Source organism: Hydrogenovibrio sp. JE_KL2 (assembly GCF_009296185.1).
GTDB lineage: Bacteria > Pseudomonadota > Gammaproteobacteria > Thiomicrospirales > Thiomicrospiraceae > Hydrogenovibrio.
The window spans coordinates 237,267-259,519 of record NZ_WBJR01000003.1 but is presented as its reverse complement, the minus strand read 5'-3'; the positions used below and the strand labels follow the sequence as shown (position 1 = coordinate 259,519).

Genomic DNA, 22,253 nt, shown 5'->3' with positions numbered 1-22,253 from the left:
CATCATGGTTGATAAGGTAGACTCTCAAACAAGAAGTAAAATGATGTCTCGTGTTAGAAACAAGAATACAAATATCGAAGTCAAAGTAAGAAAAGCTCTATTCGCAAAAGGCTTCCGCTACAAAATTAATGACAAAAATTTGCCAGGGTCACCAGATATTGTATTACCAAAATACAAAGCTGTAATTTTTGTGAACGGTTGTTTTTGGCACGGACATCACTGTAAAAGAGGTAAATTACCTCAGGCTAATAATGAGTTCTGGCTATCAAAAATAAACCAGAATATTAATAGGGACAAGAATAATAATTACAAATTAATGGATCTAAACTGGCGTGTAGCAATCCTTTGGGAGTGCTCAATACGTGGTAAAGGATCGATAGGCCTAGAAGAGGCAATTAGAAAATTAAGTACTTGGCTAAAAAGCTCGTCAAAGACAATAGAAATACCACAATAAATGTAATTTCTTGATATTATCAACTTCATATGAAAAAGTACGTTCAAAAAATGTAATAAAACAGAAAAGCAGATTACTAATGTCATCCATTTCATTCAAAGCAACCGCTAGAACTATAGATCACTTAGGGAAAGGTCAAATTGCGGACGCCCCTACTGCAATCAGTGAATTGTGGAAAAATTCTTATGATGCCTACGCACGCGATGTAGCACTGCATTTATTTGATGGTGATATTAAATGCGGTGTCATTATTGATAACGGATGCGGAATGACATTTGAACAGCTCGGTGACAGCTGGCTCACTATCGGAACAGCGTCTAAATCAAAGAAAAAGCTACTCCCCGAAGAGGACAGGTTTGGCTTATCAGATCGCTCTACTCAAGGTGAAAAGGGAATTGGGCGTTTATCTACCGCCTTTCTGGCTCCTGTTACGCTCCTGGTAACTAAAAAGAAAAATACAAAATTTTCAGCTGCCCTAATTGATTGGAGATTGTTTGAGAATACGTACCTTGGGCTGCACGATATAAAAGTTCCTCTCGAGCAATTTGATGATTTAGAAGAGCTTCCTTCCGCATGTGCAAAACTTCAAAAGACGATGCTGAATAACTTAGCACTTAACCCTTCAAACAATGATGAAGAATTCATACGAGGTGCCTGGGAGCGTTTTTCCCAAGACGAATATGACGCATTTGAAGTTCACAAAAAATCCAATATTCAAGAAAGCTTTATTTCAACCGAATCCCAAATTCATGGACTTTGTGAAAGTTTTCAGTTTAACCAAGCATATATTGATAGCTGGAGGCCTATATTAGAGAAAGTTGAAGTACTCGACGGTGAGCCTCATGGAACAGCTCTTTTTTTGCTCGATGTAAATCGCGACTTAGAGTTATTGACAAACCGCGGAGATATGAATCGTGAATCAGACGAATATCAGGCAGTAAAAAAAGATTTGGTGGATACACTTCGAGCTTTTGTCGACCCATTTAATCGTGACGAAGGAGATGAGAATATTGACTTCCGTTATGAAATTATAGTTTTTGATCGAAACGGATGCTTATCGGGTAATCGCTATGACATCCTTGATTACAATGACGTTTTTAAATATTCAGACTTTGAAAGCCTAGAACACAAGGTTATAGGCCACATTGACGATAAAGGTTGGTTTCGTGGTTCAGTTACGGCCTTTGGTATCGATTACCCAGAGGTAAATATTCCATGCCGTATCCCTGGTATGTCCTCTTTAACACAGCCGGGTGCTTTTGATATTAAGCTAGGTACCTTTGAGTTTGAAGAAGCAAAAAGTACACATAGTGAAACTGAATACGACTTCTTTAAAGAACAAGCTGACAAATACGCAGGCTTTATGATTTTTAGAGATGGCTTGCGCGTTTTACCATATGGTCGCGTTGATAATGATTTCTTTGAAATTGAAGAAAAAAGAGCAAAGAATGCTGGATCGGCTTACTGGTCCGCTAGAAGATTATTCGGTCAAATCTCCCTCAAACAAGAAGAGAACTATCGCCTTAAAGATAAGGCCGGACGTGAAGGTTTTATAATCAACCAAGCGGCAAGAGAGTTAAAGTCTATAGTTAAAGTACTACTGCAAACCCTTGCTGACAAATACTTCGGAAGAAACTCGGATATTCGACAGGAAAAAATGAAGATTTGGGATGAGGAAAAGAAAAAGAAAAAGAAAGCTCAGAAATCTTCCGCAAGAGCCATGAAAAAGCAGTTCATCGAGACTATAGGAAATAACCTCCCAACCTTAATCGAAGAAGTCGAAAAAGCACGTAATTTAGAGGACAAGTTAGCATCAGAAAATGATATCTCAATAAATTATTTAGATGAATTAGTAGAGGATATTAGCAAGCTAGAGGCTATTAAATCTCAATTTAAAACTCCAAATAAACCATCTAAATTAGATGATTCGCTTGAAGACCAATATCGCCTTTATCGTGACTTATTCGCAGAACTCAATGAGCTTTTAGTGACCTGTCGAGAAAAACTAAACTCGCTAGAAGCTCAGATTCAGAATTTATCTCCAATTGAAAGTGCCGAGAAAAAATTTTCTAAAGTTAAATCTTCACTAAATGCATTATTAAATCGCTATGGTAATTCCATTGATAAAACATTAGAACGGCTAGGTGAACAGTGGCAGACACAAACCAAAACAGATCGCTTAGCATTTGAAGAAAGAGCCTTACCTGTCTTAGATGCCGTTACCGATGACAGCAACACAGTCCATGTACTTAATAATTTTGATGTCATTTACCGAGAAATGGAAAATGATTTTATTTACAAATATGAATCATTCTTACAAGCTTTAAATAAATTAGAGCAAGGCTTAGACCTTGATTCAGCCTTTGCTATAGCGGAAGAAGAGAGAGCTATGGCCGAAGAAGAAATCAGCCAAATTCGAAGCTTGGCCCAGTTGGGCATTAGCTTTGAAATTTTACAACATGAGTTACATGCCCAAGATAAAGCCGTAACTCGCTCTCTTAACTCTATGAGCACAGAAGCCAAGCAGGAAATCGGTTTTAAAAATGCCATGCGATCACACAAGCAGTTCACAGAATATTTAAGGTTTTTATCCCCCCTTAAAATATCTGGCTACCAAAATCGAGATGTAATTTCTGGCGAAGATATTGTGAAAGATATTCGTACATTTTTCCGAGACTTATTTGTTCAACAAAATATTAACCTTGAGTTTAGCGATAAATTTAAGCGCATGAAAATAGTTGACGTTAAATCACGAATCATCCCGGTTTTTGTAAACCTATTAAACAACGCTATGTATTGGGTTGGACTTTCTGTAACAGAGCGTCACATAAAGATCGATGTAATTAATGACTTAGTTATTATTGCGAATAATGGTCCAGCAGTAGATCAAGATGATATTGATAACTTATTTCAGCTTTTCTATAGCCGACGACCAAGCGGTAACGGCGTAGGCTTATACCTATCAAAACAAAACCTTTCTGTGGCACATCATAAAATTTGGTATGCAGAGAAACCTGAAGAAAGGCTCTTTAAGGATGGAGCAAACTTTGTAATTCAGTTTAGAGGAATGGAAGTAAAGTAATGCCAATAGCTTATAGAAACCAAATTACCAAAACATTTCGTGACAATGCTATCCGTTCAGTATTACTAATTGACGATGACTACTCTCCTTACCCAGAGTTAGCATCTCATCAAAAACATCTTCTAGATAAGTTGTATGAGATTTCCAACCGTTATCTGGAAGTTTCTGAATCGGACAATAATACTCAAAACAATGACAATATCCGAAAGATGGTTGCTGATTTTAACAATCTAAAAAATTTGACAAAAAACTCGTTTGATAGCTTTAAACGAACTCATGTTGCAGAACAGTTTGTAAAATTCTTTCATGGCGAACAATGTATATGCGATGTAGAAAAGCAAACTCAAAATTTAAACCCGGAAAAAGTACGAAAAAGTGACTTAATTATATTGGACTATTGTCTCTCAGGTACTGATGCAACAAAGTCGTTAGAACTCTTACGAGAGTTGAGCACTAACAAACACCTTAATTTAGTTGTCGTATATACAAACCAACCGCTGAATAACGTATGGTTAGAAATTGCCTCAACTTTGCGAAGTTCTAAGTCAATTAACACCGCTGATTTTTTTGATGAGCAGTCATTAGCTATTTGGGATGATGCAGATGATGTCTTCCAAGACAACTGGACACCTCTATCCAGAGATCATCAAATACGTTATATCCTGGGGCATGAGGAAGAAATAATTCATGTAGTTAAGGAGCTGTTTTGGTCAGATATCCAAAACTCCGATGACTTTGATGCCAACCTTCATAAAGAACCGACAGATCAAATCTTGCGATATTTCTGTGAGCTGGATATCAGAAAGAACAATAAGCTTCCAAATGACTTTAAAAATGCTCAAATACACGGCTCCGACGAATTATGGATTCAGTCCGGAGAAGTATTTATTACTCTATGTGAGAAAAAAGGAGAAACAGCGGAGGAAATAGCTCAGGAACCCCGTACTGTATGGGATAAACTGAGTGCTGCTCTCCATGATTGGTATCCAAGTTTCTACAGAGTAGCATTATCCGAATTACAAAATAGAATTGAAGATTCTAATTTCGCAATGTCTAAAGCTTTGAATAAAGCACAGCATGAACAAATTGCCCTTTTATGGTCTATATTGAAAGAAAATCCAGACAACCAACTTAACATCTCAGAAGGAATGTTAAGCCATCTTTTACAAGATATTTCCAAAGAGTTATTACGTAGAGACGACAATGCAGCGTCAAAGTTTTTGAAAGACGTTGCCAATAGCGTATCGGAAAATATTCCTGATTACATTGCATGGAAAAAGAGTGACCCTGAGCCACACAATAAGTTCATAAAAACTATAATCCAAATTGCCAAAACCAACTTTAGAGAAAGTTTAGAACCATTCGATTTAGAGTACTGTCAAAATATAGCTCACGCATTTAACGAACTGATTTCGACACAAGACGAACTACCTAGACACATCACAACAGGAACTATTTTAGTTTCGGATAACAAAAAAGACTGGTTTGTGTGTGTCACTCCAAGCTGTGATACAGTCCCTGAACAAATGGCAAACGACCATGTTCGCGCAATGTCACCGCATCGCCAGTTAACATTTATTAAATTGATCAAGGAAGACACACTATCTAATGGACTAAAAGTAGCGGCACAATCATCTCATATTTTTGTGAAAGATCTGGAGGGAAAAAGAATAGCTTTAAGGGCTATCAATGAATTCACAAAACAGCCTTATTTAGTCGAGTTAATTGTGGAGGATCATGCATCTCCATTGACCAATCAGGGTAAGAACGTAACCGCCATTACTACTGTTCAAAAGAAAAAGAATAAAGGGACATTAATTTTCAAAAAATGTACTCTCTTTCCCGTAGCACAATTAAAACCAGACTATGCGGCACGCTTACAAGCTATTCAAAGCCATCATTTGGGAAGAATTGGCGTCGATTACGCGACCGTAGATTTAAGTTTACCTGAGCAAGAATAATAGACCCGATCAGAAATAATTTATTTTCTCTTAAAAATGTACTATTGAATATGAATAATAAAGTTGCTTTTTCCAACACGGATACAATCATTAGCGTTTTAAAAAACGTGTTAAACGACCATTTAGGATACTCGGAAGAATTAGAGCAAATCTTCGGTGATGACAATTTCTTACAATTTATTCAACCATACCAAAAACAATCCGCCATCCATATTTTTATTACCCTTTTGATTCACCGTCTTATAGACGAAGAGACAGATTTACATATTAGCGAAAATAGAAATCAAACTTTAGATAAAAAATTACCCATTGAAGTGGCCTTGGTTGAAAATAAATTAGAACATGAGAGCTTTAAAGATTACGTTAATGATTTTAATCTGGCTTCAACGCAATTCGAAGATGCCGCGTTAGATTACATGAACGATCTTTACTTGAGTAGTAGCGCATATCAAGACTTAGTTTCGAGCTTAACTGAAAAAGTTTTTTTAAAAGTCTTTGAAGAAAGAGATATTTTAAAAATGTTCAATCAAACTGTAGCTAAATACATGAGAAAATACTTCGAATCAAACCGAATCCCGGAATATGAAAAAAAATTTTTCACATCATTTACAACATTAAAATGTGTTGAAATTCCTACAGAAGTCAAAGAATTAGTTTTTCAACGCGACAAAAAAAACTGCCCAAACAACGCAACTAATCGAGACAATACTGAGTATAAATTCCTTGTCCCTTTAGAGCAGCATGGATTAAATGATATTACAAATTTAGAACTGAATTGTAACGAGAATTTTAGTTTAAACTTGTACTAGTTCAGTTTAGTCCTTGTAGTATTGAAGCTATGAGAACTCTTCCAAGTTCAACAGGTACAGCATTGCCAACCTGTTTAGCCTGTGAAGTGCTAGTTCCTATAAAAACAAAATCATCAGGAAAGGTTTGAATACGAGCGGCATGCCTTAAAGTAATGCCATGATTTTCCCATGGGTGCACAAAGCGACCTTTTGACGGATTATTACAGCCTGTGGTGATAGTGTTAGCAGGCAAGTGAATAAAGATCCTTCCATACACATCTTTATGACCAGCATAATCATTAGAGTGACAAGGTAAGCGAAACTCTTCACCTGCATCCTCTCTACTTCCATTAAGCGGTGTAGCTTGATACTTCTCCACCGACTTCCGGGTTGGTATCATGTGGAAATTGCATGGATCCCTTGGATCAACTGGAGCACCAAACTCCAAATTATTTAGTAATTCCCTTGCCTCTTCTTCTGATAAATTTGTTTTCCTCAAAAAATAATCATTAACAAATTGATCAAGAGTATCTGCTGGGCATGGCTCAAAAACAGAAGACGCTGTCTTCCAACTAGGCAACCCTTTCACTTTCACTTCAACTGAATTTGGTGAAAAATGTGTTTTGGCAGGAGGAAAAACTATACTTTGTAGGTTTAAGTCATTTCTTACTCCTAGAATAAAAACACGCTTCCTATTTTGCGGAACTCCATAATCCTTAGCATTAACCACTCCGCAAAAATGTATTGTGTAATCATTGTCTTCAGCTAATCTTTTGAATCTTTCCAAATAATCAGCATGGCGAGACCAAAGCAACCCCGTGACATTTTCCACCAAGAATGCTTGCGGCTGAAACTCTTCAACAAAGTCAAAATAACGGAGCAATAATTGGTTCCGAGGATCATCGACTCCTGCATTATTGATACGATGCGTTGAAAAGCCTTGGCAAGGTGGACCACCTAAAATTAATTGTAATTCGCCTCTTTCAAGGTTTAGCGACTCTCTAAGTTCGACAGGATTTATTTTCAGGATATCACCTTCAATAAAATTCGTATCAACACCCAATCGTTCAATAAGGTTTTCTTTATATGTATTAGCCGCTGCCGGGTCCAACTCAATTGCAGCCAACACATCCAACCCGGCTTCATACGCAGCAAGGCTAAAACCGCCGGCACCCGCAAATAAATCGATTGCACTCATTTAACTGTTAAACCTTCTGTTGCTCATATACTTTTGTTTTAAAATCAACCGTTTTTTGTAATTAACATTCATTTTGGCGACTTCTCGTGTGTACCACTTTGGAGGATTTGTAAAATCTTTTAATAAAAAGTTGTATCTAACTGCACCATCCAGCCAAGCCAAAAACAGGTTTTGAGGCCAATCATTTAGTAACCAAAGAGCAAGAGATATTGTTTGATGGCGAAATAATACGCCATATGACTCAATAGTTCTATTTTTTCCATTCGGAATTGTGAGCTTAATGTCAAACAAACTTTCAAAAAATAAAAATAACTTTTTTGAAGCTTCTCTCGAGCAAAGTAATTTAGAAAAATGATGCAATACTTCCAGAGTCTCTTTGTTTCTTCTGTTTTTTTCCTGAATTGCAATGGCTGCTAAAATTTCACTCCATTTATCCTCAATAGCACATTCAATAAAACTGGTTCTGCGAACCTCGGCATTTCTAAAATCAAACTGGCAATTGGAACAAATACAAAGCTTCTGTTCAACAGCCTCTGCATCTTTTCCTACTTCTATCCGGTGAAAAGCTATGGGTTCAAAGCATTCAGGACAACGATCATGCAACATCACCAGATGAATTGGACAAAAAGTTTGAAAAGCAACTCTCCAAGTTGTTCTGAAATAAGGCTCATCCCCCTCCTTCAAACACAAAGGACAAAACTGTATGCCAAAACCTTTGCGCTTCCTGTGATACATTCCTAGCGGCGTTACCCAAGCCTCTACACCAGCTTCTGTTGAGTGGTAAAACAACACTCCTTCATATCGTTTTAGAGTAGTCTGCCTTACTACATCAATAGGCGTCGCGGTTTTTTCCGATAGTCGCTCCAACAACCATTCAGGTGCTAAACGATCAATATCCCTATTCCACACCTGCTTATTAAGACCAAACTCTTGATGCGTAAAGGTTTGAACTTTTTCCCCGTTCGCATGGGCAATACGAACCAACCAGGAAGACAATAATTCATTCGGATAAGGATGAGGATGAACTGGCCAAAGCTTACCCGAATACATCGTCAAATCCCCAGTATCTTATCCATCTGACGTTTTCTGTCAGATGGTGCAACCCAATCTAGGCTATCCAACAGATTTAAGGTAATTTTTTCGTCTCCATTTCGGATAGACTCTTCAGCGGCCTTGGATAGCAATCTCGACAATTCACCAATGAAACCTTCCGTCATAGAAAACAGTTTATTTGCAAGCTGATCCTCATATAGATAGGAAGGTTCTTTTAACGGCAACAAAGCTTCAAAACTCGCCAACAATCTCTCGTAATCTTCGTCACCAAGCCTCCACCTCGGCAAAGGAGCCAGTTCAAAGCGATTTGCCAATTGCGCATCAGACTGGATAGCATTAAAGGCTTCTCGAATACCGACGCCGACAATCGGCACTTTCAACTTGTTTCCCAGTGATTTCAAAACATTCAAAAACAGCCTTTGTTGATTACCGCTTCCTGCAAGGATATGCTGAACCTCATCAAGAATGATCATCTTGACTCCGATTGTCTCGCATACCTTTAGCACCTGAGAAAGTTTCTTGCCGGCATTGTCCCGTTCTTTGAATTTCTGATAGAGCTTGCCGAGAATTTCATCATACAGACGTCCTTCGTCCGGTTTAGGCGGACACTCGATATACAAAACCGGAAGAATGATTGCGTCGCCTTCGGGGTTATCTTCAGGAAGATGCATGCTGTAAAAACGTTTTACCAAAGCGGTCTTTCCGTTATTGGTATCGCCAATTATCAACAAGTTCGGCATACGATCGTTTTTCGGATAGTTGAATAACTCCTCCAGCTTATGTAAAACCTGTTTTGCACGAGGATACCCTACCCATCGAGACGACCGAATAACTTGAATCCGTTCCTCGTCACTTAGCAACATCAGCTCTTGAGTTTTAGGCGTCAAATGATCCAAGTTCATAGCATTTCATCCAAGTCGTCGAATGGCTTAATAACTTTCTTGGGTTCCGAGTCCAAACGTTCTTTCTGCACATCGACCTGCTCAACCTTTTTCTCTTTCGATTTAACTGGCGGCATGGAAACAACTTTTTTACGCTCAAAAGTACGCCTAGCTTTTTTGGTATCTCTAGCCGCTCTTTCTTCAATCTCTCGCATCCGCTTAACCGTAGCAAAGATTTCATCTTCGTTTTGTCGGCCTTCTCTCTCTTCCTTCAACCTGGATTGAGCAGCTTTCCACTCCCAAATACTCACTGCCGGATGGGAGGTATTACGATAAGGTATTGGATAGTACTCATTATCTTCCGGGTCAAAAAACCATATAGTACTGATGTCTCTCGGGTCGCGTCTGAAAATGAATTTACGCTTATGCTTCGGTGACTCCGGATCAGGTGCATTAACCCAACGGCGTAGAACATCGGCAAAATAAACGATTTCGTCTATTGAAACGCCTACCCTTTGAACGGTTCTTTCCATAAAAGGCAAAAAATCCAAACGAAAGCGCCTTACGTCATGAATTCTTGCCGGCAGTCCTATACCAGGCTGTTGGTCATCACCCAGTATTCCTTGTCGAAACCTATCTAACGGAGACATGCCTAACGCTGAGTGAATGCTATTGTGATACATGCCGACAATCTGTACCGTTAGCCACTCTTCCAAATCAGACAGAGTAAATACCGCATTACCTTCGCTGTCGTATGTACCTTTTTCTTGAATATTGGAAAACGTCGCACCGGAAACACCTTTAAGCTCTTCCGCTAAAGTTCCCAAATAACGTTCTATATGTGCGCCATATTGAGGCCTGGCAACCGGGCGCCATTCGACATTAATACCGTATTGATCACAAGCTCTTTGAATCAGTTTCCCGCGAAATTCACGAGCATTGTCCATATGGACGGCCCCCCAAGAAATTCCCCAACAAGGCCACTCTCCATTGACGTTATACTTTGCCAGCCAGTCTTCTTTCGGAAGTGCAGCATGAGTAATCGCCAACCCTGTCACTAGCCCGGAAGGATCATCAAAGCCAACCCTAAAACCCAGCACCATTCTGGAGAAGACATCAAAAACCACCGTAATCCAAGGCCTACCGACAGGCTTACGCCAATAATCGTCACATAACTGGATATCCATTCTCGTATGATCCACCTGAACGTATGAAAACGGCCAGTCGGCACCGGGAAACGCTCCTCGAATAGGACTGTATTTCTCGGCTGCTTTTTTATTGCCTTCGCGTAGTCTTTCTATATCTTTTGGGTGCTCTTTTTTAATCCAAGCTCTTAGCGTATTGTAATGAGGTGCCTTTAAACCTAAATCTTTGCACCTGATTCTTAATTCCCTATGCACTTTGGTAAGTGACTTTTTTTGCTTGGTTTTATATTCGGTTTTAATGACATCATTAATAAGGTCTTGAAGCTCTTGAGTTAACTTAGATTCACCTTTATCCGCTCTTTGATCCGTTAATAGGTCTGTTACCTTGCCGGTTGCTTCATACTTTCGGATCCAACCATATAGACTATTCGTCGAAAAACCGTATTCATTCGCTCTAGCTGTTACCATTGCTCGCGTTCGACCGTTCACCAGCAAAGGCTTAATGATGTTAAATCGCTTAATCGCTTCATCCCATTTTGCATCAGCAATTAAGGCTAAATCAGGTGTCTTCTTTGCATCTCCACTATTGACGATACCAAGATCTGAAATAGCGACTTCCTTTAGTTTTTTGGTAGTCGGATGAATCAACACAATATGAGTCAGATCCGCAACTTGTTTTATGAAGTACTCTTCACCTTCGTATGTAACGGATTCTCCAGGAGTTAATTTCAGCATTCCAGCATCAGCCACAGCAATTTCCTTTAAGGTTTCCAATATATAGGAGTATTCATATTGAGTTGTTCACCCTGAAGGTCACAACCGATTTGTCGTGTGCCGACCAAATACCATAGCGTCGGAAGCAACGCCGCTTTATCCCAATCGCTATAAGCCAACTTTTCCAACAGTGCTTTTGGCGTGGTTCTCTTCAGTTCATGTAACTTTGAATCTATCAGTTCCATATCACCTTCGCGATCTGCGCCTCGTCTAATAAACGACCTTAAAAACTTAGCGTTTTTTAGCAGAGTGGTTCGAATTTCAACCTCCGTCATAATTTTGAATTTCCAGCCATGTTGTTTGGCATACCGCAAACCAGCTTTCAACTTTGGTTTAAGTTCGTTCCAGTCTTCTTTGAGGTCTGAACGATATTTCACCTCGACCAGTACTTCTTCAACACCAGCTTTGGTCTTTCGCTTAAACAACATATCTGGAAAATAGGAGCGGTTTTTACCGTTTTGGTCTGTCCACTTAACTTCGACAGGCTGAACCTTAAAGCTAATTATGGAATTATCGAATTCGAGTAGTGTGATAAAATCTCTCTCAAGAGTTGACTCAAACATCGCCTGCTCTTCAGATTTGACGGATGCATGAATTCCCGTCACATTTCGATAGTTTTTAGGAATAGTTCTAGCAGGCATATAACTTTTCATCCAGTACAAAATAATTGTGTGAAAGTTCTGACTCAACCATAAACATTAAACCACAGTACAAAATAGCGTTGTCAGAAATGAGAGAAAATAATGCAACCCAGTACAACAGAGCAATATTATCCACAATGAACACCATTAAACGTTTTTTGTTTAAAGACTTGGACATTCGTGGTCAACACCTGCAATTAGACGATGTTTGGCAAAAGATGATTGAAGACCGCCACTACACCCCAGCTTTAATTGAAGTGCTGGGCGAGTTGACCGCCATGACAATCATGATGGCAAACGGTCTCAAACACCCCGGAAAAGTCATTATTCAAATCCAAGGTCAAGGTCCAGTCAACCTGTTGGTGGTTGAAGCCACTCATGAACTGCAGATCCGAGGCGTTGCCAAAACTAACGCAGTATTGACGAATGAAAGCACATTGGATGAGTTGCTGGGTGATGGTCAAATCCTGATGACAATGGAGAACACGCTCACCGACTCCCTTTTCCAATCCTATGTTGATCGTGAAGGTAGCACGGTGACCGAAGCGTTTGAAGCCTTCCTGACACAGTCTGAACAGCTTCCTTCCAAGCTTTGGCTGGCCGCTAACGAAAAAGGGATTGGCGGCGTTCTCATCCAGCAAATGCCTCCTTCATCGGGCAAAACCGAAGAAGATATAGATGGCGATGGCTGGAATCGTATCAGCACCCTGACCGAAACCCTGACCACCGAAGAGTTGGTTTCGCTTGATTCCGAAACCTTACTCCACCGACTGTTCCATGAAGAAGTCATTGAGCTATTTAAACCTAACACGGTCGAGTACAACTGTCCCCAAGACCCTGAGCGCATTGAAATGATGATTCGCTCTCTTGGCGAAGCTGATGCCAGAAAGCTTCTGGAAGAACAAGGTGAAATCGTCGTGCACAACGAAATGTGCAACTTCCACCTACGACTCACCAAAGAAGATATTGATCGTATCTTCGGCACCACAGCCCACTAAACCACGCCCCCCAACCTGGTAGATTTTGTTAAAAATCTGCCAGGTTGGGGTCTGCAACATTTCCTAACTTACTCTTTACTTCACGGTTTGAATCCACCGCCTGCGATATAATGAAATCATGAAACGTTACCTGCATTTAAAAGTCGTGCAAATCGGACGCAAAGTCAAACGCTCGCCTTTCCTCAACAAGTACTTCCCGAAGTTTAAAGACCCCGTCTATTGGGCAGGTGACCGTATGTCTTTTGCACGGGCAGGCTTTGTCGGCGCGTTTTGTATGATGCTGCCGATTCCCTTCCAAATGCTGCTGGGTTCAATCATTGCCTATTATGCTCGCGCCAACATTCCACTGGCGACCGCTTTGGCTTGGATTACCAATCCACTTACCATGGGACCCATTTGGTATGGCGGCTATCGCTTTGGTAGCTGGGTGCTGAACACACCTTCATCAGCGGAATTGGCAGGTCATGCTCAGAACATTCCTATCGCCTCATCACAATGGTTTAGTGACGTCTTCCCAACTATCTGGCAGCCCTTCTTTCTTGGGAACGTAATGCTGGGTGTTGTTTTCGGCTCAATCTTTTATGTTTTGATTGGCTACTTTCCCTATATCAAACGCTTTCTGGTTTGGGCATTTTCCGTCCGTCACACCCACTCTTAGTTCAGCTGCTAAACAAAACGCGACACCTCTCTTTTCTTTTTGGGTAAAAAACTCTAAAATAAAATCTATGCATTAAAAATGAGTCCAACATGGCGCTAACCTTTTCCGCTCAAACATCCAAGCTTTCTCTAAAACTGATCGAATCCTATGGCATTAACCCCGTAGAGATTTTGAAGAAGTTACAGATTGATCCCAAAAGATTGAATGACCCCAATGCCCGATTGCCTTATTCGACGCTGGACGATATCTGGGCGGAAGCCGCAACGCAAATCCAAGACCCTGCATTTGGTTTAAAAGCTGTAGAATGCTGGCACCCTTCTCAAATGGGTGCGTTAGGCTATGCATGGCTTTCGAGCGAAAATCTTAAAAATGCCGTCGGACGTTTTCAACGTTACTCCCGTGTTGTCACTGAAGGCGCATATTTTGAGCTTGAAGAAACGCCAAAATACTTAAGTTTGGTTTTGCACTATCGAAGTGTTGCGAGACAGTTGCCCTATCGCACGGATGGTTTCATGGCGATTATGCTCGCCATGTGTCGCGCGAACTTTGGCAAACATTTTCAACCTGCGGAAATTCACCTTAAGCATAGTGCACCAGAAGATACTTCCGCGTTTGAAACACTTTTCAAATGCCCAGTTTTCTTTGGCGCTAAAGACAATCGTTTCGTCATCCACATGAAGGATGCGCTGGAAATGTCTGAAGGTGCACAGCCACAACTGGCAAAACTTCATGACCAAGTGATGATTGAATACCTAGCGAAAATGGATCGCAAGAACATTGTCGAGCAAGTGAAGTCCGAGATCATCAAACAACTGCCTAATGGTAATGTCACCGATACAACGGTTGGACAAGCATTACATATCAACGACAGAACCCTACAGAGACGTTTAAAAGAGCAAAACACCACTTTTAAAACGTTAATGAACGAAGTGCGGGAAGATTTAGCGGCAACCTATATCAAGGACAGCAACCTGTCTTTGAGTGAGATTTCATTCTTACTTGGGTTTGGAAATATCAGCTCTTTTTCCCGCGCCTACAAACGTTGGACAGGTAAACCACCAAGCCATCTTCGCGGCAGCAATTAATTCGCCGTCGGTAGCAGACAAAAACTTGATAATTTCCAGCCGAACCCTATAATACAGTCTTCAATTCTCGGGGCATGGCTCAGCCTGGTAGAGCACCGTCATGGGGTGGCGGGGGTCGTAGGTTCAAATCCTACTGTCCCGACCAATTGAATAAATCAATATAAACAATAAAAAACAACAAAATATCTTGTTTTTCAACACTTTACACTAAACCCGTCCATTTCCCATTCTGTCCTTTTGTTTATTCGTGTTTATTGTAAGATAATTCTGTTTCACTCATTTGCTGACAAAGTTGCTGACAAACATGAAGAAACTAACAGATAAAGGATAAAGGCGTTTTAGATTGGCTTCTAAAACTATATGATGAATCGCCACTAAAAACCTAGAGACTTTTTAGCCTCATTTCGTACTGCTTCTCGTATTCAACCGGTGAGAGTTGATTGTTAGAAGAATGACGTCGTTTAGGATTGTAAAACATTTCGATGTAATCAAAAATGTCTTGGCGTGCTTCATTTTACCGCTACAATCTCTACGCACTGCATATTCAGCAAACTGTGGACGTCTGGAGCAGATTGAAAGCCAAGCTCAGAACGTATAATTCTGTATATGGCAGAGTGTGAGACAATAAGGTAATTACCATGTCTTGGTATTTGTGCAAGAGCTTCTTTTACACGTTTTTTGACATTATCGACGGTTTCTACACTATCTGAAAGTTCCAGCAATTCTCTATTCTTCTCGCTCTTTTTTCTTCCTTCAAATTTACCGAAGTTGCGTTCTTTTAGACCATCCAGTATGAAAATTGGAGGGTTTGATAGGTTGTGCTTTTGTATTGTTTCTGCAGAGGTAACTGCTCTTGAAAGAGGGCTAGAGTATATTGCATCTAATCTAGTAGATGAAAGTTCAAGCGCAGTGTATTGAGCTTGGAGCATTCCTGTTTGATTGAGAGGGTGGTCTGTGCAGCCCATCCAGAGATTTTGTTTATTAAAGTCTGTTTCTGCGTGTCTTATAAACAGTAGTTTGTTCATCAAAATCAGAAAAGTAGTGCATTGTGAATCGGGTGGTCGTCCTGATAATGATTGCACAACCATGAAGAGAGCTTTTGTGAAAACTCTTTTCTAGTTTCACGTATTTCTAGATATGCGGGTGATTCATTTCTGTCAATTTTTTTTAATTCACTTAACTGCTTTCTCTTTTCGGCATCAGAAATTATTTTTAGAAAATACTCATATGCCTCAAATACTTCTTTCGTATGTTCATTGGAATTATTGATTCGACATATCCTTTCAAGTGGAGATACATCTAGAAGATCTGATATGGCGGCTATTTTTTCTGAGCGTTTTTCATGATTCACTGCTTCGGCGACAGCTATTATGCCACCAAAATATAGTAGCTTTCTTGAATAACTCAGTTTGACGCTTCTTAAGCCCCATGACTGACCACGTTCAAACACTTTGTTTGCAAAGTCGGTTGTCATCGTTCTATAAAATCTAATAATGTCATTCAGCAGAAAGCTAGTTATTTGTCCTGCAGGTTGCTCATCTGCAATATATTTTGATAATAAGTTTGCTCGAAGCTCTTTGAAGCCATTTTCATTAAAAAGCCATGTTCCTTCTAGCAGTAATAAAACACGGTGAGTCATGGTGATATTGGTATCTTTGTTTCCGCCAATATTTTTAGTCAATTCATCATACGAATGGATTTCATCAGTTCCAAATGTTCCTGTTGATCCTGTAGGAGCAGGGACAAGAGTCGAAATTATGTCCGCTATTTGTTTTAGCTCTGATTGGATGATTGAATTGTCTTCAACTATATTTTCGTCATTAACAAGAATAATTAAATCAATGTCTGATTCCTGAGACGCTTCTCCTCTTCCATATGAACCAGTAGTGACTATCGTGAAATTATCTTTATAGGCGCTGCTGTTTAGTGCGACAGCTAAAGCATCTCTAATCTCGCTTAGTTTTTCAATAGTGAAATTATTGTGTGCGTGTATAATTTCAAATGGCTTTGTGAATTGTAAAAAATCCATGTTTTACTCACTGAAATAATGGAGTTGCAGTTAGCTTTTTAGAAATATTCTTTCTTCCAAAATTATGTTCTTTGGTTTGTTTAACACAAGAGTAACGATTAAATTGTTCCTGAACATTTTCAACTTTATAAACACGTGCTTTGTAATCAATTGTTTTATTTTCTAGCCAAGACGGGATTTCATTTCTACCACGAGCTCTTATTTCAAATAATGAAGAAAATAGCTTCTTATATTGCTTTCTCCATGAATGCTCAGAAGAATAAAGATCACCTTCAGAAATCGTCTCTGAGCAAGAGAGGGTATGGAAAAATAGTTCACTTGCCTTATCTGATAGTAAACCTTCATTGCTATTAATTAAAAGCCTGTAGACCTGATCTTTTTTGCTCCAAAATTCATCAAGGATATTTTGATTATTACATGAACTATTATGCAAAAAAGATGCTTCTGCGATTTTTAAACGACTCTCTGCCATATCGACTTTTTGGGTGTTTTTCAGATATGCGTAAGCTCTTGTAATACCATCAATTGTGTCAATATTTATTGGACTGTTAAATAAGTCAGAGCCTTCTTCAGTTGAATTTTGGTTAATTAAGTCCAGTACAAAATTAATATCTACAATTTTGTTCAAGTAACTATTTAAAGGTTTGCTTTTTGGCGCAAGACCTCGAATTATGTTTTCACTTAATTCGTGATGTCCAAGACCTAAAAATTGCTTTGTGTATGGTTCGACACTGTGCGACAAAGGAGGGTGACCAATATCATGCAGTAGTGCAGCAATAATTAAATGTTTTTTTAGGTCTTCAGAGTAGTTTCTTTTTGTTGAGATATAGTTTGCTAATGCAGCAACATACAAAGAATGAACTGCTCGATTTCGTTCATTTTTGCTTATTTGTGTTTGTTGTGTATAGTCAAGCGCCCCAAGAAATGAGATGTCGTTTAAACGAGAAAACGGAACACTACTTATTACTCTTTGATAAGTACCATCTGATTTGAATCCCATCCAATCTTCTATAGAAGACGGTTTTTCAGGAAATATCTTGAACGAGTTATTAACCATTCTATAGCACTGTTTTATTCTGTAACATTAAGCTTACTTCTTTTGCTTGGAAATTTATTTTTCCGTATTGTAAGTTTTTTAAATTAAAAAAACTATACCAATATGTTCAGGATATAAGCTTACGAGAAAAAAGTAAACAGCCTTAGATTTTTGAAAGAAGTTTGCTAATTTCGTAATCTTTTATTTTTCTTTTAAATTTCATTTCTAGTAATTTTTTTGCGGCTGCTCTCTCCTTTGTTGAAAAAGACACACACTCCTTTTAATTTGTGTAGTGGTCAAGTAAATTTGACCACGTCTTTGGAGCAATTTTTCCAATAAATCTGCTCTGCTTTGTTTGGTGCTTTACCACCGTAAATACATTAGGCCCTACTTGTGAGTAATACCCCAGAATATAATTTCCAATATGACTTCTCGCTCCTGTAGGTTTTGATAGCCTGAGGTCGGAACCCATTTGGTTTTCAAGCTTATAAAGAAGCGTTCCATTGAATTATTGTCCCAAGAGCTACCTTTTCTACTTAGACTTTGTTTTATCTTGTATTGCCAGAGTAGTTTGGTAAGGCCTTTAGCTCCACACTCTTCATTTCAACTTGAAATCCGCCCTGTATTAATTTTAATTTTCTAAAATAGAAGAAAATAACCAATTTTTTTTTTATAATTTAAAAATGAAAATCCAACTAAATTCTATGCGACATACAGAATCAACAATAAAACTGCATTTAATTGAATGGCTTGAAGAAAACGGTTATTTAAATGATGCTGTAGTTATTAATGAGCTACCCGTTGCAGACCGAAGCAGAACTTCTTTCGCACGAAGAATTGATATTGCTGTCGCTAATGGAAAATTATTAGGATTTGAAATTAAAAGTGAATATGACTCTCTAGATCGCTTAGAAGGCCAACTAAAACTTTACCATAAACGTTTTGATAAAGTCTTCGTAGTTTGCGCACCCAAATTCACAAGTAAAGTCTTAGAGATTGCCTCACCGAGCACGTCTGTAATTGAGTTCGAAAATGATGGCCAGAAATTACGATTCAAAGTTGCTCAAAAAGGGAAAATAACCCTCAAAAAGAGTGCTAACGACTTACTTTCTTTTGTGAACCAAAAAGAAATATTAAGTAAACTTAAACAAAAAAAAGTAAATGTAAAAAACAGTTTATCTAGATCTGAGCTTTATGAGCTCTGTAGTAATGTGCTATCTATCAAGGACATCAGAACCTTGTCCATAGAAACATTAAAGCAAAACTATCGTTCTCGCCATAATGCTTTTATGAAAAGCATCAAGAATAATGGTTACAAACCTAGTTGCCTTCACCACTTATCCGCATCTTCTAGTAAAACGCAAGACAACACACTAACAAATGCAAAAAAAGAAGATGATATGTTTATAGCGAATATACTAGCTCAGTCAACACAAAACAAAATGCGACCAATTAAGCGTACCCCTAACTTTAAGTAAGTATTACCAAGCATCATCATCAACTTCATCTAAGAATTCATCGTCAGTATTTATAGAAGAACCTCCATCCAGCAAACCGGCCTCTATATACTGCCGCATTCTTTCTATATGAAGGTTTAACCTGACACTAATCCACTTTGCAGGGGATTTAAATCCTTCAACTCTTCCAGAGGCCACAACATCAACAATCTTTTTCCCCCAGCAATCCAATTCTGGATCCCAAAAATCGTTTTCTTTTATTGCCTTAGCCGCTGAAATGTACAACTGCTCTCTATTTATGTTTTCTTGATCAGGAGCTGTTCTTCTTTCAAAAACCCACATCTTCTCGGCAGGCAAATCCACTCTCGCCACAAAAGAAGCATAGCTTCCCTCATAAAACTCCCCATGAATTGAAGCATAATCACCATAAAAACAAACTTCTGTTCCACCAAGTCGAGAAAACAAGTCCCACTCTAACATAGGGATAGTTCCTGCTTCTCTTCCATAATCAGCAAAACTTCTTGGAAAACTACTCCCCTGAACCACAATATTAATTGACGAATCTATTTCTCTTATTTCATTAATAACAAAAATAATAGCTTGCTCAATAACACTTATTCTTGACTTATCTATCTGACCAACATCTATAATAAAAAGCTTGTTTTCAAGCTTGTTACAAATACTAGCTACTGTAACGGCTGCAGTTACATCTCTTTTTCTCATTGGATCAATTTTTATGAAAAAATGATCAAAATTCTCTTCCATCGTTTGAATGTGTTTTACATACTGGCGTCTATTATTGATAAAGCTTGCAGGAATTAATCCAGGAATAAGATTCGATTTCGCATCAATTTCCTTATGCAAAGAAACCCACTTTTCAAAATTATTTTCTTCAGATAAGTAATAATCAAGATCTTCACACTTAACGTGTTTATTACTTTCAAATTCGAGTAAAAAATAATCTAGTCGTTCAAAAAATTTTTCTTTAACCCCATCCAAAACTGAAGAAACTGTTTTTCTCTGCCCCAAAGTTGTTACAGAAAACAATGGTAAAATCGATGCTCTCGTCCCCTCTTCTAACTGCTCAAAACCTAGTAATTCCGCCTGACGTGTTCTAATTTTTGGGAAATAACAATAATCTTCATATTTCATCTTATTCTCCACTTGGTGTTCTAGGTTTTGGGGACTCTGTCTTCAGCTCTTTCTTCAAGCAACTATGCAAATAATCTATAGTTCCATTTGACCTATGCAATTCTTCTTGCTTTGAAGCTAATTTTCTTTCAATCTCTAGGCCTTGATTATTGAGAGAATTGATCGTCATATTTTTTTTCTCAATACAGTATTTTAAATAACATGAATAAGCGCAATAGAAAAGTGCTGCCAACCAACCGGATACGGCCAACCAAAAGTCTTTATGCATTAGTTCATTATATGACGCGGGCCAATGGTCATAAACCGCAAATGCTAGACCACCTACAGAAAAGATTAACCCCAATAATCCTAGCATTCCAATACCCACACTTAACTTCTAACTATACATAATGCGCCACAAGCAATCCTACCAAAAAAACTCCTTCTAAACGACAGAAGTAATCTAATCTTCATAAATTTTGAGGTAAAAACTTCGCCACTGAATCTGTATTTTCAATTGCTAAAAGCTGGTTTCTTGGAGGGGTTTTAGAGAAATTTGTCACCAAAAATAAAGTGTATAAAGTAGCAATGCTTGATTGCTCCAAATATTTAATATCCCGTCTTTCATATTGAAATCCATTGCCACAATTTTTTCTTCTTTACTCAGCGATGGGGTGGGAATGAGAAATACCGCTACCTCTTTGCTCCAAGCATGATCAGTCATGACTAAATTTAACCTATAGAATTCGGTTTATTCTTGTTTATTTTAGTATATATACGTACAAATTCTTGCTGACAAATAGCTGACAAGAAAAAACATAATATGTAACTATTTGTTTTTTAAGTAAAAAACTAGATCTTAAATCCAAAAATCCGTCATGGGGTGGCGGGGGTCGTAGGTTCAAATCCTACTGTCCCGACCAATTGAATCTTTTCTAAAGCTTATCCATCACGCGTTGCCATCGGCAAAATGCGCATCCACAACCCTCAATTTAATTATCATTCTTCCCGCAAACAAAATAATACAAAGTGTATCTTCTTAAAAATGGGGAAATATTTTGCCTAAATCCTCTAAAAGACTGACTTCCATTTGTGGTACCAGTTTCTCATCTAGCCCTTTTTATCATCATTAATAACACTGAACACTCTTAGTAAACTAATGGAGATGCAATGGTTTATCGCTACGGCAAACCCAAATACTTTATGAAGCTTGGAGGCGCCTTTATCTACCTCACTCAAATATCGAAACGCTACAACAAGTACCTACCAAATTCCGAACTTCATGATTGATGAAAAAATGCACCATAATAAAAATCTATTTATTTTATCTTGGTGCGACTTTAGTTCTTTAAAAGAAACTAAATTGAAATAAGTTAGCTATATCACTGTTTTATAAGAATCTTTTTTTCCTGGCATTAAACATTCTTTTGTTTATCCGGAATTTGTTCCATTCCACCCTTCAAACTGTCAATTTTTAGTTGGCAGTTTGTTCTTTCAAATAATTCAAGGAAATCGCTTATGAAATTAGTCAATGCGATCATCAACCCATACAGGCTAACTGATTTGAGAGAAGCCCTATCTAACTTAGGTGATTACGGTTTAACAGTCACTGAAGTTAAAGGTTATGGTCGTCAAAAAGGTCACAAAGAAATTTATCGCGGCGCAGAATACCAGATTAGCTTCGTTCCTAAATTATCTTTGGAACTCGTTATCGCTGATGACAAGTTAGAAGAGGTAGTCAGCTGCATCTCTGATACTGTTCGTACTGGCAAAATTGGAGATGGGAAAATCTTTATTTCAACAGTTGAACAGGCTATTCGTATTAGAACAGCTGAGGAGGACGATACAGCTCTCTAAAAAATGAACACGACGAAAACAATCA

20 protein-coding genes, 1 tRNA gene and 2 pseudogenes are annotated in these 22,253 nt (G+C 38.5%); 10 read left to right on the top strand and 13 right to left on the bottom strand.

Annotated elements, in window-relative coordinates; translation table 11 throughout:
• The first annotated feature begins 4 nt into the window (after positions 1–4).
• The 4 genes from F8R13_RS07220 (at position 5) to F8R13_RS07205 (ending at position 6,306) form a co-directional block, all read left to right on the top strand.
• Complete coding sequence (locus F8R13_RS07220; protein WP_152833061.1) at positions 5–454, top strand: very short patch repair endonuclease; 450 nt, start codon at positions 5–7, stop codon at positions 452–454.
• Between the two features lie 79 nt (positions 455–533).
• Positions 534–3,536 carry an ATP-binding protein gene (locus F8R13_RS07215; protein WP_152833059.1) on the top strand — a complete coding sequence of 1,001 codons (3,003 nt, stop codon included), beginning with the start codon at positions 534–536 and terminating at the stop codon, positions 3,534–3,536.
• Entirely contained in the window at positions 3,536–5,497 is a 1,962-nt protein-coding gene (locus F8R13_RS07210) for a response regulator receiver domain (RefSeq protein WP_152833057.1), read from the top strand. The genes F8R13_RS07215 and F8R13_RS07210 overlap by 1 nt, the downstream gene beginning before the upstream one ends.
• Positions 5,498–5,547: 50 nt before the next feature.
• Positions 5,548–6,306, top strand: coding sequence for a hypothetical protein (locus F8R13_RS07205; protein WP_152833055.1), 759 nt, complete (start codon positions 5,548–5,550; stop codon positions 6,304–6,306).
• A gap of 1 nt (position 6,307) precedes the next feature.
• On the opposite strand, the gene F8R13_RS07200 is transcribed toward F8R13_RS07205, so the two are convergent.
• Genes F8R13_RS07200 through F8R13_RS07180 form a run of 5 tightly spaced genes read right to left on the bottom strand, consistent with a single transcriptional unit; the run spans position 6,308 to position 11,977 of the window.
• On the bottom strand, positions 6,308–7,483 hold the full coding sequence (locus tag F8R13_RS07200; protein ID WP_152833053.1) for a DNA cytosine methyltransferase: 1,176 nt from the start codon (positions 7,481–7,483) through the stop codon (positions 6,308–6,310).
• Entirely contained in the window at positions 7,484–8,533 is a 1,050-nt protein-coding gene (locus tag F8R13_RS07195) for a TniQ family protein (protein WP_152833051.1), read from the bottom strand.
• Positions 8,534–8,535: 2 nt separating this feature from the next.
• On the bottom strand, positions 8,536–9,438 hold the full coding sequence (locus tag F8R13_RS07190) for a TniB family NTP-binding protein (RefSeq protein ID WP_152833049.1): 903 nt from the start codon (positions 9,436–9,438) through the stop codon (positions 8,536–8,538).
• Entirely contained in the window at positions 9,435–11,312 is a 1,878-nt protein-coding gene (locus F8R13_RS07185; RefSeq protein WP_152833047.1) for a Mu transposase C-terminal domain-containing protein, read from the bottom strand. The genes F8R13_RS07190 and F8R13_RS07185 overlap by 4 nt, the downstream gene beginning before the upstream one ends.
• 11 nt (positions 11,313–11,323) lie before the next feature.
• Positions 11,324–11,977, bottom strand: coding sequence for a TnsA endonuclease N-terminal domain-containing protein (locus F8R13_RS07180; RefSeq protein WP_152833045.1), 654 nt, complete (start codon positions 11,975–11,977; stop codon positions 11,324–11,326).
• Positions 11,978–12,066: 89 nt separating this feature from the next.
• Here F8R13_RS07180 and F8R13_RS07175 point away from each other — a divergent pair, with 89 nt between their 5' ends.
• From F8R13_RS07175 to F8R13_RS07160, 4 genes are all read left to right on the top strand, one after another.
• Positions 12,067–12,975 (top strand): Hsp33 family molecular chaperone HslO, encoded by a 909-nt coding sequence (locus tag F8R13_RS07175; protein WP_253806384.1) that lies wholly within the window; start codon positions 12,067–12,069, stop codon positions 12,973–12,975.
• A 118-nt stretch (positions 12,976–13,093) separates the two neighbouring features.
• The gene (locus F8R13_RS07170) at positions 13,094–13,633 is read left to right on the top strand and encodes a DUF2062 domain-containing protein (protein WP_152833044.1); all 540 of its coding nucleotides are present in this window, start codon (positions 13,094–13,096) and stop codon (positions 13,631–13,633) included.
• 89 nt (positions 13,634–13,722) lie between these two features.
• Positions 13,723–14,718 carry an AraC family transcriptional regulator gene (locus tag F8R13_RS07165; protein ID WP_152833042.1) on the top strand — a complete coding sequence of 332 codons (996 nt, stop codon included), beginning with the start codon at positions 13,723–13,725 and terminating at the stop codon, positions 14,716–14,718.
• A gap of 68 nt (positions 14,719–14,786) precedes the next feature.
• Positions 14,787–14,863, top strand: a tRNA-Pro gene (locus F8R13_RS07160).
• A gap of 237 nt (positions 14,864–15,100) precedes the next feature.
• Here the strand turns inward: F8R13_RS07160 and F8R13_RS07155 are convergent.
• The 5 genes and pseudogenes from F8R13_RS07155 to F8R13_RS11835 form a co-directional block, all read right to left on the bottom strand.
• Positions 15,101–15,232 (bottom strand): annotated as a pseudogene (locus F8R13_RS07155) (IS3 family transposase); the annotation flags it as partial.
• Positions 15,228–15,743 (bottom strand): histidine phosphatase family protein, encoded by a 516-nt coding sequence (locus tag F8R13_RS07150; RefSeq protein WP_172967727.1) that lies wholly within the window; start codon positions 15,741–15,743, stop codon positions 15,228–15,230. The pseudogene F8R13_RS07155 and the gene F8R13_RS07150, both read right to left, overlap by 5 nt.
• A gap of 5 nt (positions 15,744–15,748) precedes the next feature.
• Complete coding sequence (locus F8R13_RS07145) at positions 15,749–16,747, bottom strand: nucleotidyltransferase domain-containing protein (RefSeq protein WP_152833038.1); 999 nt, start codon at positions 16,745–16,747, stop codon at positions 15,749–15,751.
• A 7-nt stretch (positions 16,748–16,754) separates the two neighbouring features.
• The gene (locus F8R13_RS07140) at positions 16,755–17,804 is read right to left on the bottom strand and encodes an HD domain-containing protein (protein ID WP_152833036.1); all 1,050 of its coding nucleotides are present in this window, start codon (positions 17,802–17,804) and stop codon (positions 16,755–16,757) included.
• 413 nt (positions 17,805–18,217) lie between these two features.
• Positions 18,218–18,350, bottom strand: a pseudogene (locus tag F8R13_RS11835) (IS3 family transposase); the annotation flags it as partial.
• A gap of 116 nt (positions 18,351–18,466) precedes the next feature.
• On the opposite strand from F8R13_RS11835, the gene F8R13_RS07135 reads away from it, so the two are divergent.
• Entirely contained in the window at positions 18,467–19,261 is a 795-nt protein-coding gene (locus tag F8R13_RS07135) for a sce7726 family protein (protein ID WP_152833034.1), read from the top strand.
• 3 nt (positions 19,262–19,264) lie between these two features.
• Here F8R13_RS07135 and F8R13_RS07130 read toward each other — a convergent pair whose 3' ends face one another.
• The 3 genes from F8R13_RS07130 to F8R13_RS11480 form a co-directional block, all read right to left on the bottom strand.
• Positions 19,265–20,392 (bottom strand): hypothetical protein, encoded by a 1,128-nt coding sequence (locus F8R13_RS07130; RefSeq protein WP_152833032.1) that lies wholly within the window; start codon positions 20,390–20,392, stop codon positions 19,265–19,267.
• Between the two features lies 1 nt (position 20,393).
• The gene (locus F8R13_RS07125; RefSeq protein WP_152833030.1) at positions 20,394–20,759 is read right to left on the bottom strand and encodes a hypothetical protein; all 366 of its coding nucleotides are present in this window, start codon (positions 20,757–20,759) and stop codon (positions 20,394–20,396) included.
• 171 nt (positions 20,760–20,930) lie between these two features.
• On the bottom strand, positions 20,931–21,095 hold the full coding sequence (locus tag F8R13_RS11480) for a hypothetical protein (protein WP_172967726.1): 165 nt from the start codon (positions 21,093–21,095) through the stop codon (positions 20,931–20,933).
• Between the two features lie 794 nt (positions 21,096–21,889).
• Here F8R13_RS11480 and F8R13_RS07120 point away from each other — a divergent pair.
• Entirely contained in the window at positions 21,890–22,228 is a 339-nt protein-coding gene (locus F8R13_RS07120; protein WP_152833028.1) for a P-II family nitrogen regulator, read from the top strand.
• Positions 22,229–22,253 lie beyond the last annotated feature (25 nt).

What these genes read in the sequence shown, in the direction of transcription:
- F8R13_RS07220 (WP_152833061.1), top strand. Translation starts at nt 5, where the DNA reads ATGGTTGATAAGGTAGACTCTCAAACAAGAAGTAAAATGATGTCTCGT.
- F8R13_RS07215 (WP_152833059.1), top strand. Translation starts at nt 534, where the DNA reads ATGTCATCCATTTCATTCAAAGCAACCGCTAGAACTATAGATCACTTA.
- F8R13_RS07210 (WP_152833057.1), top strand. Translation starts at nt 3,536, where the DNA reads ATGCCAATAGCTTATAGAAACCAAATTACCAAAACATTTCGTGACAAT.
- F8R13_RS07205 (WP_152833055.1), top strand. Translation starts at nt 5,548, where the DNA reads ATGAATAATAAAGTTGCTTTTTCCAACACGGATACAATCATTAGCGTT.
- F8R13_RS07200 (WP_152833053.1), bottom strand. Translation starts at nt 7,483, where the DNA reads ATGAGTGCAATCGATTTATTTGCGGGTGCCGGCGGTTTTAGCCTTGCT.
- F8R13_RS07195 (WP_152833051.1), bottom strand. Translation starts at nt 8,533, where the DNA reads ATGTATTCGGGTAAGCTTTGGCCAGTTCATCCTCATCCTTATCCGAAT.
- F8R13_RS07190 (WP_152833049.1), bottom strand. Translation starts at nt 9,438, where the DNA reads ATGAACTTGGATCATTTGACGCCTAAAACTCAAGAGCTGATGTTGCTA.
- F8R13_RS07180 (WP_152833045.1), bottom strand. Translation starts at nt 11,977, where the DNA reads ATGCCTGCTAGAACTATTCCTAAAAACTATCGAAATGTGACGGGAATT.
- F8R13_RS07175 (WP_253806384.1), top strand. Translation starts at nt 12,067, where the DNA reads ATGAGAGAAAATAATGCAACCCAGTACAACAGAGCAATATTATCCACA.
- F8R13_RS07170 (WP_152833044.1), top strand. Translation starts at nt 13,094, where the DNA reads ATGAAACGTTACCTGCATTTAAAAGTCGTGCAAATCGGACGCAAAGTC.
- F8R13_RS07165 (WP_152833042.1), top strand. Translation starts at nt 13,723, where the DNA reads ATGGCGCTAACCTTTTCCGCTCAAACATCCAAGCTTTCTCTAAAACTG.
- F8R13_RS07150 (WP_172967727.1), bottom strand. Translation starts at nt 15,743, where the DNA reads ATGAACAAACTACTGTTTATAAGACACGCAGAAACAGACTTTAATAAA.
- F8R13_RS07145 (WP_152833038.1), bottom strand. Translation starts at nt 16,747, where the DNA reads ATGGATTTTTTACAATTCACAAAGCCATTTGAAATTATACACGCACAC.
- F8R13_RS07140 (WP_152833036.1), bottom strand. Translation starts at nt 17,804, where the DNA reads ATGGTTAATAACTCGTTCAAGATATTTCCTGAAAAACCGTCTTCTATA.
- F8R13_RS07135 (WP_152833034.1), top strand. Translation starts at nt 18,467, where the DNA reads ATGAAAATCCAACTAAATTCTATGCGACATACAGAATCAACAATAAAA.
- F8R13_RS07130 (WP_152833032.1), bottom strand. Translation starts at nt 20,392, where the DNA reads ATGAAATATGAAGATTATTGTTATTTCCCAAAAATTAGAACACGTCAG.
- F8R13_RS11480 (WP_172967726.1), bottom strand. Translation starts at nt 21,095, where the DNA reads ATGACTGATCATGCTTGGAGCAAAGAGGTAGCGGTATTTCTCATTCCC.
- F8R13_RS07120 (WP_152833028.1), top strand. Translation starts at nt 21,890, where the DNA reads ATGAAATTAGTCAATGCGATCATCAACCCATACAGGCTAACTGATTTG.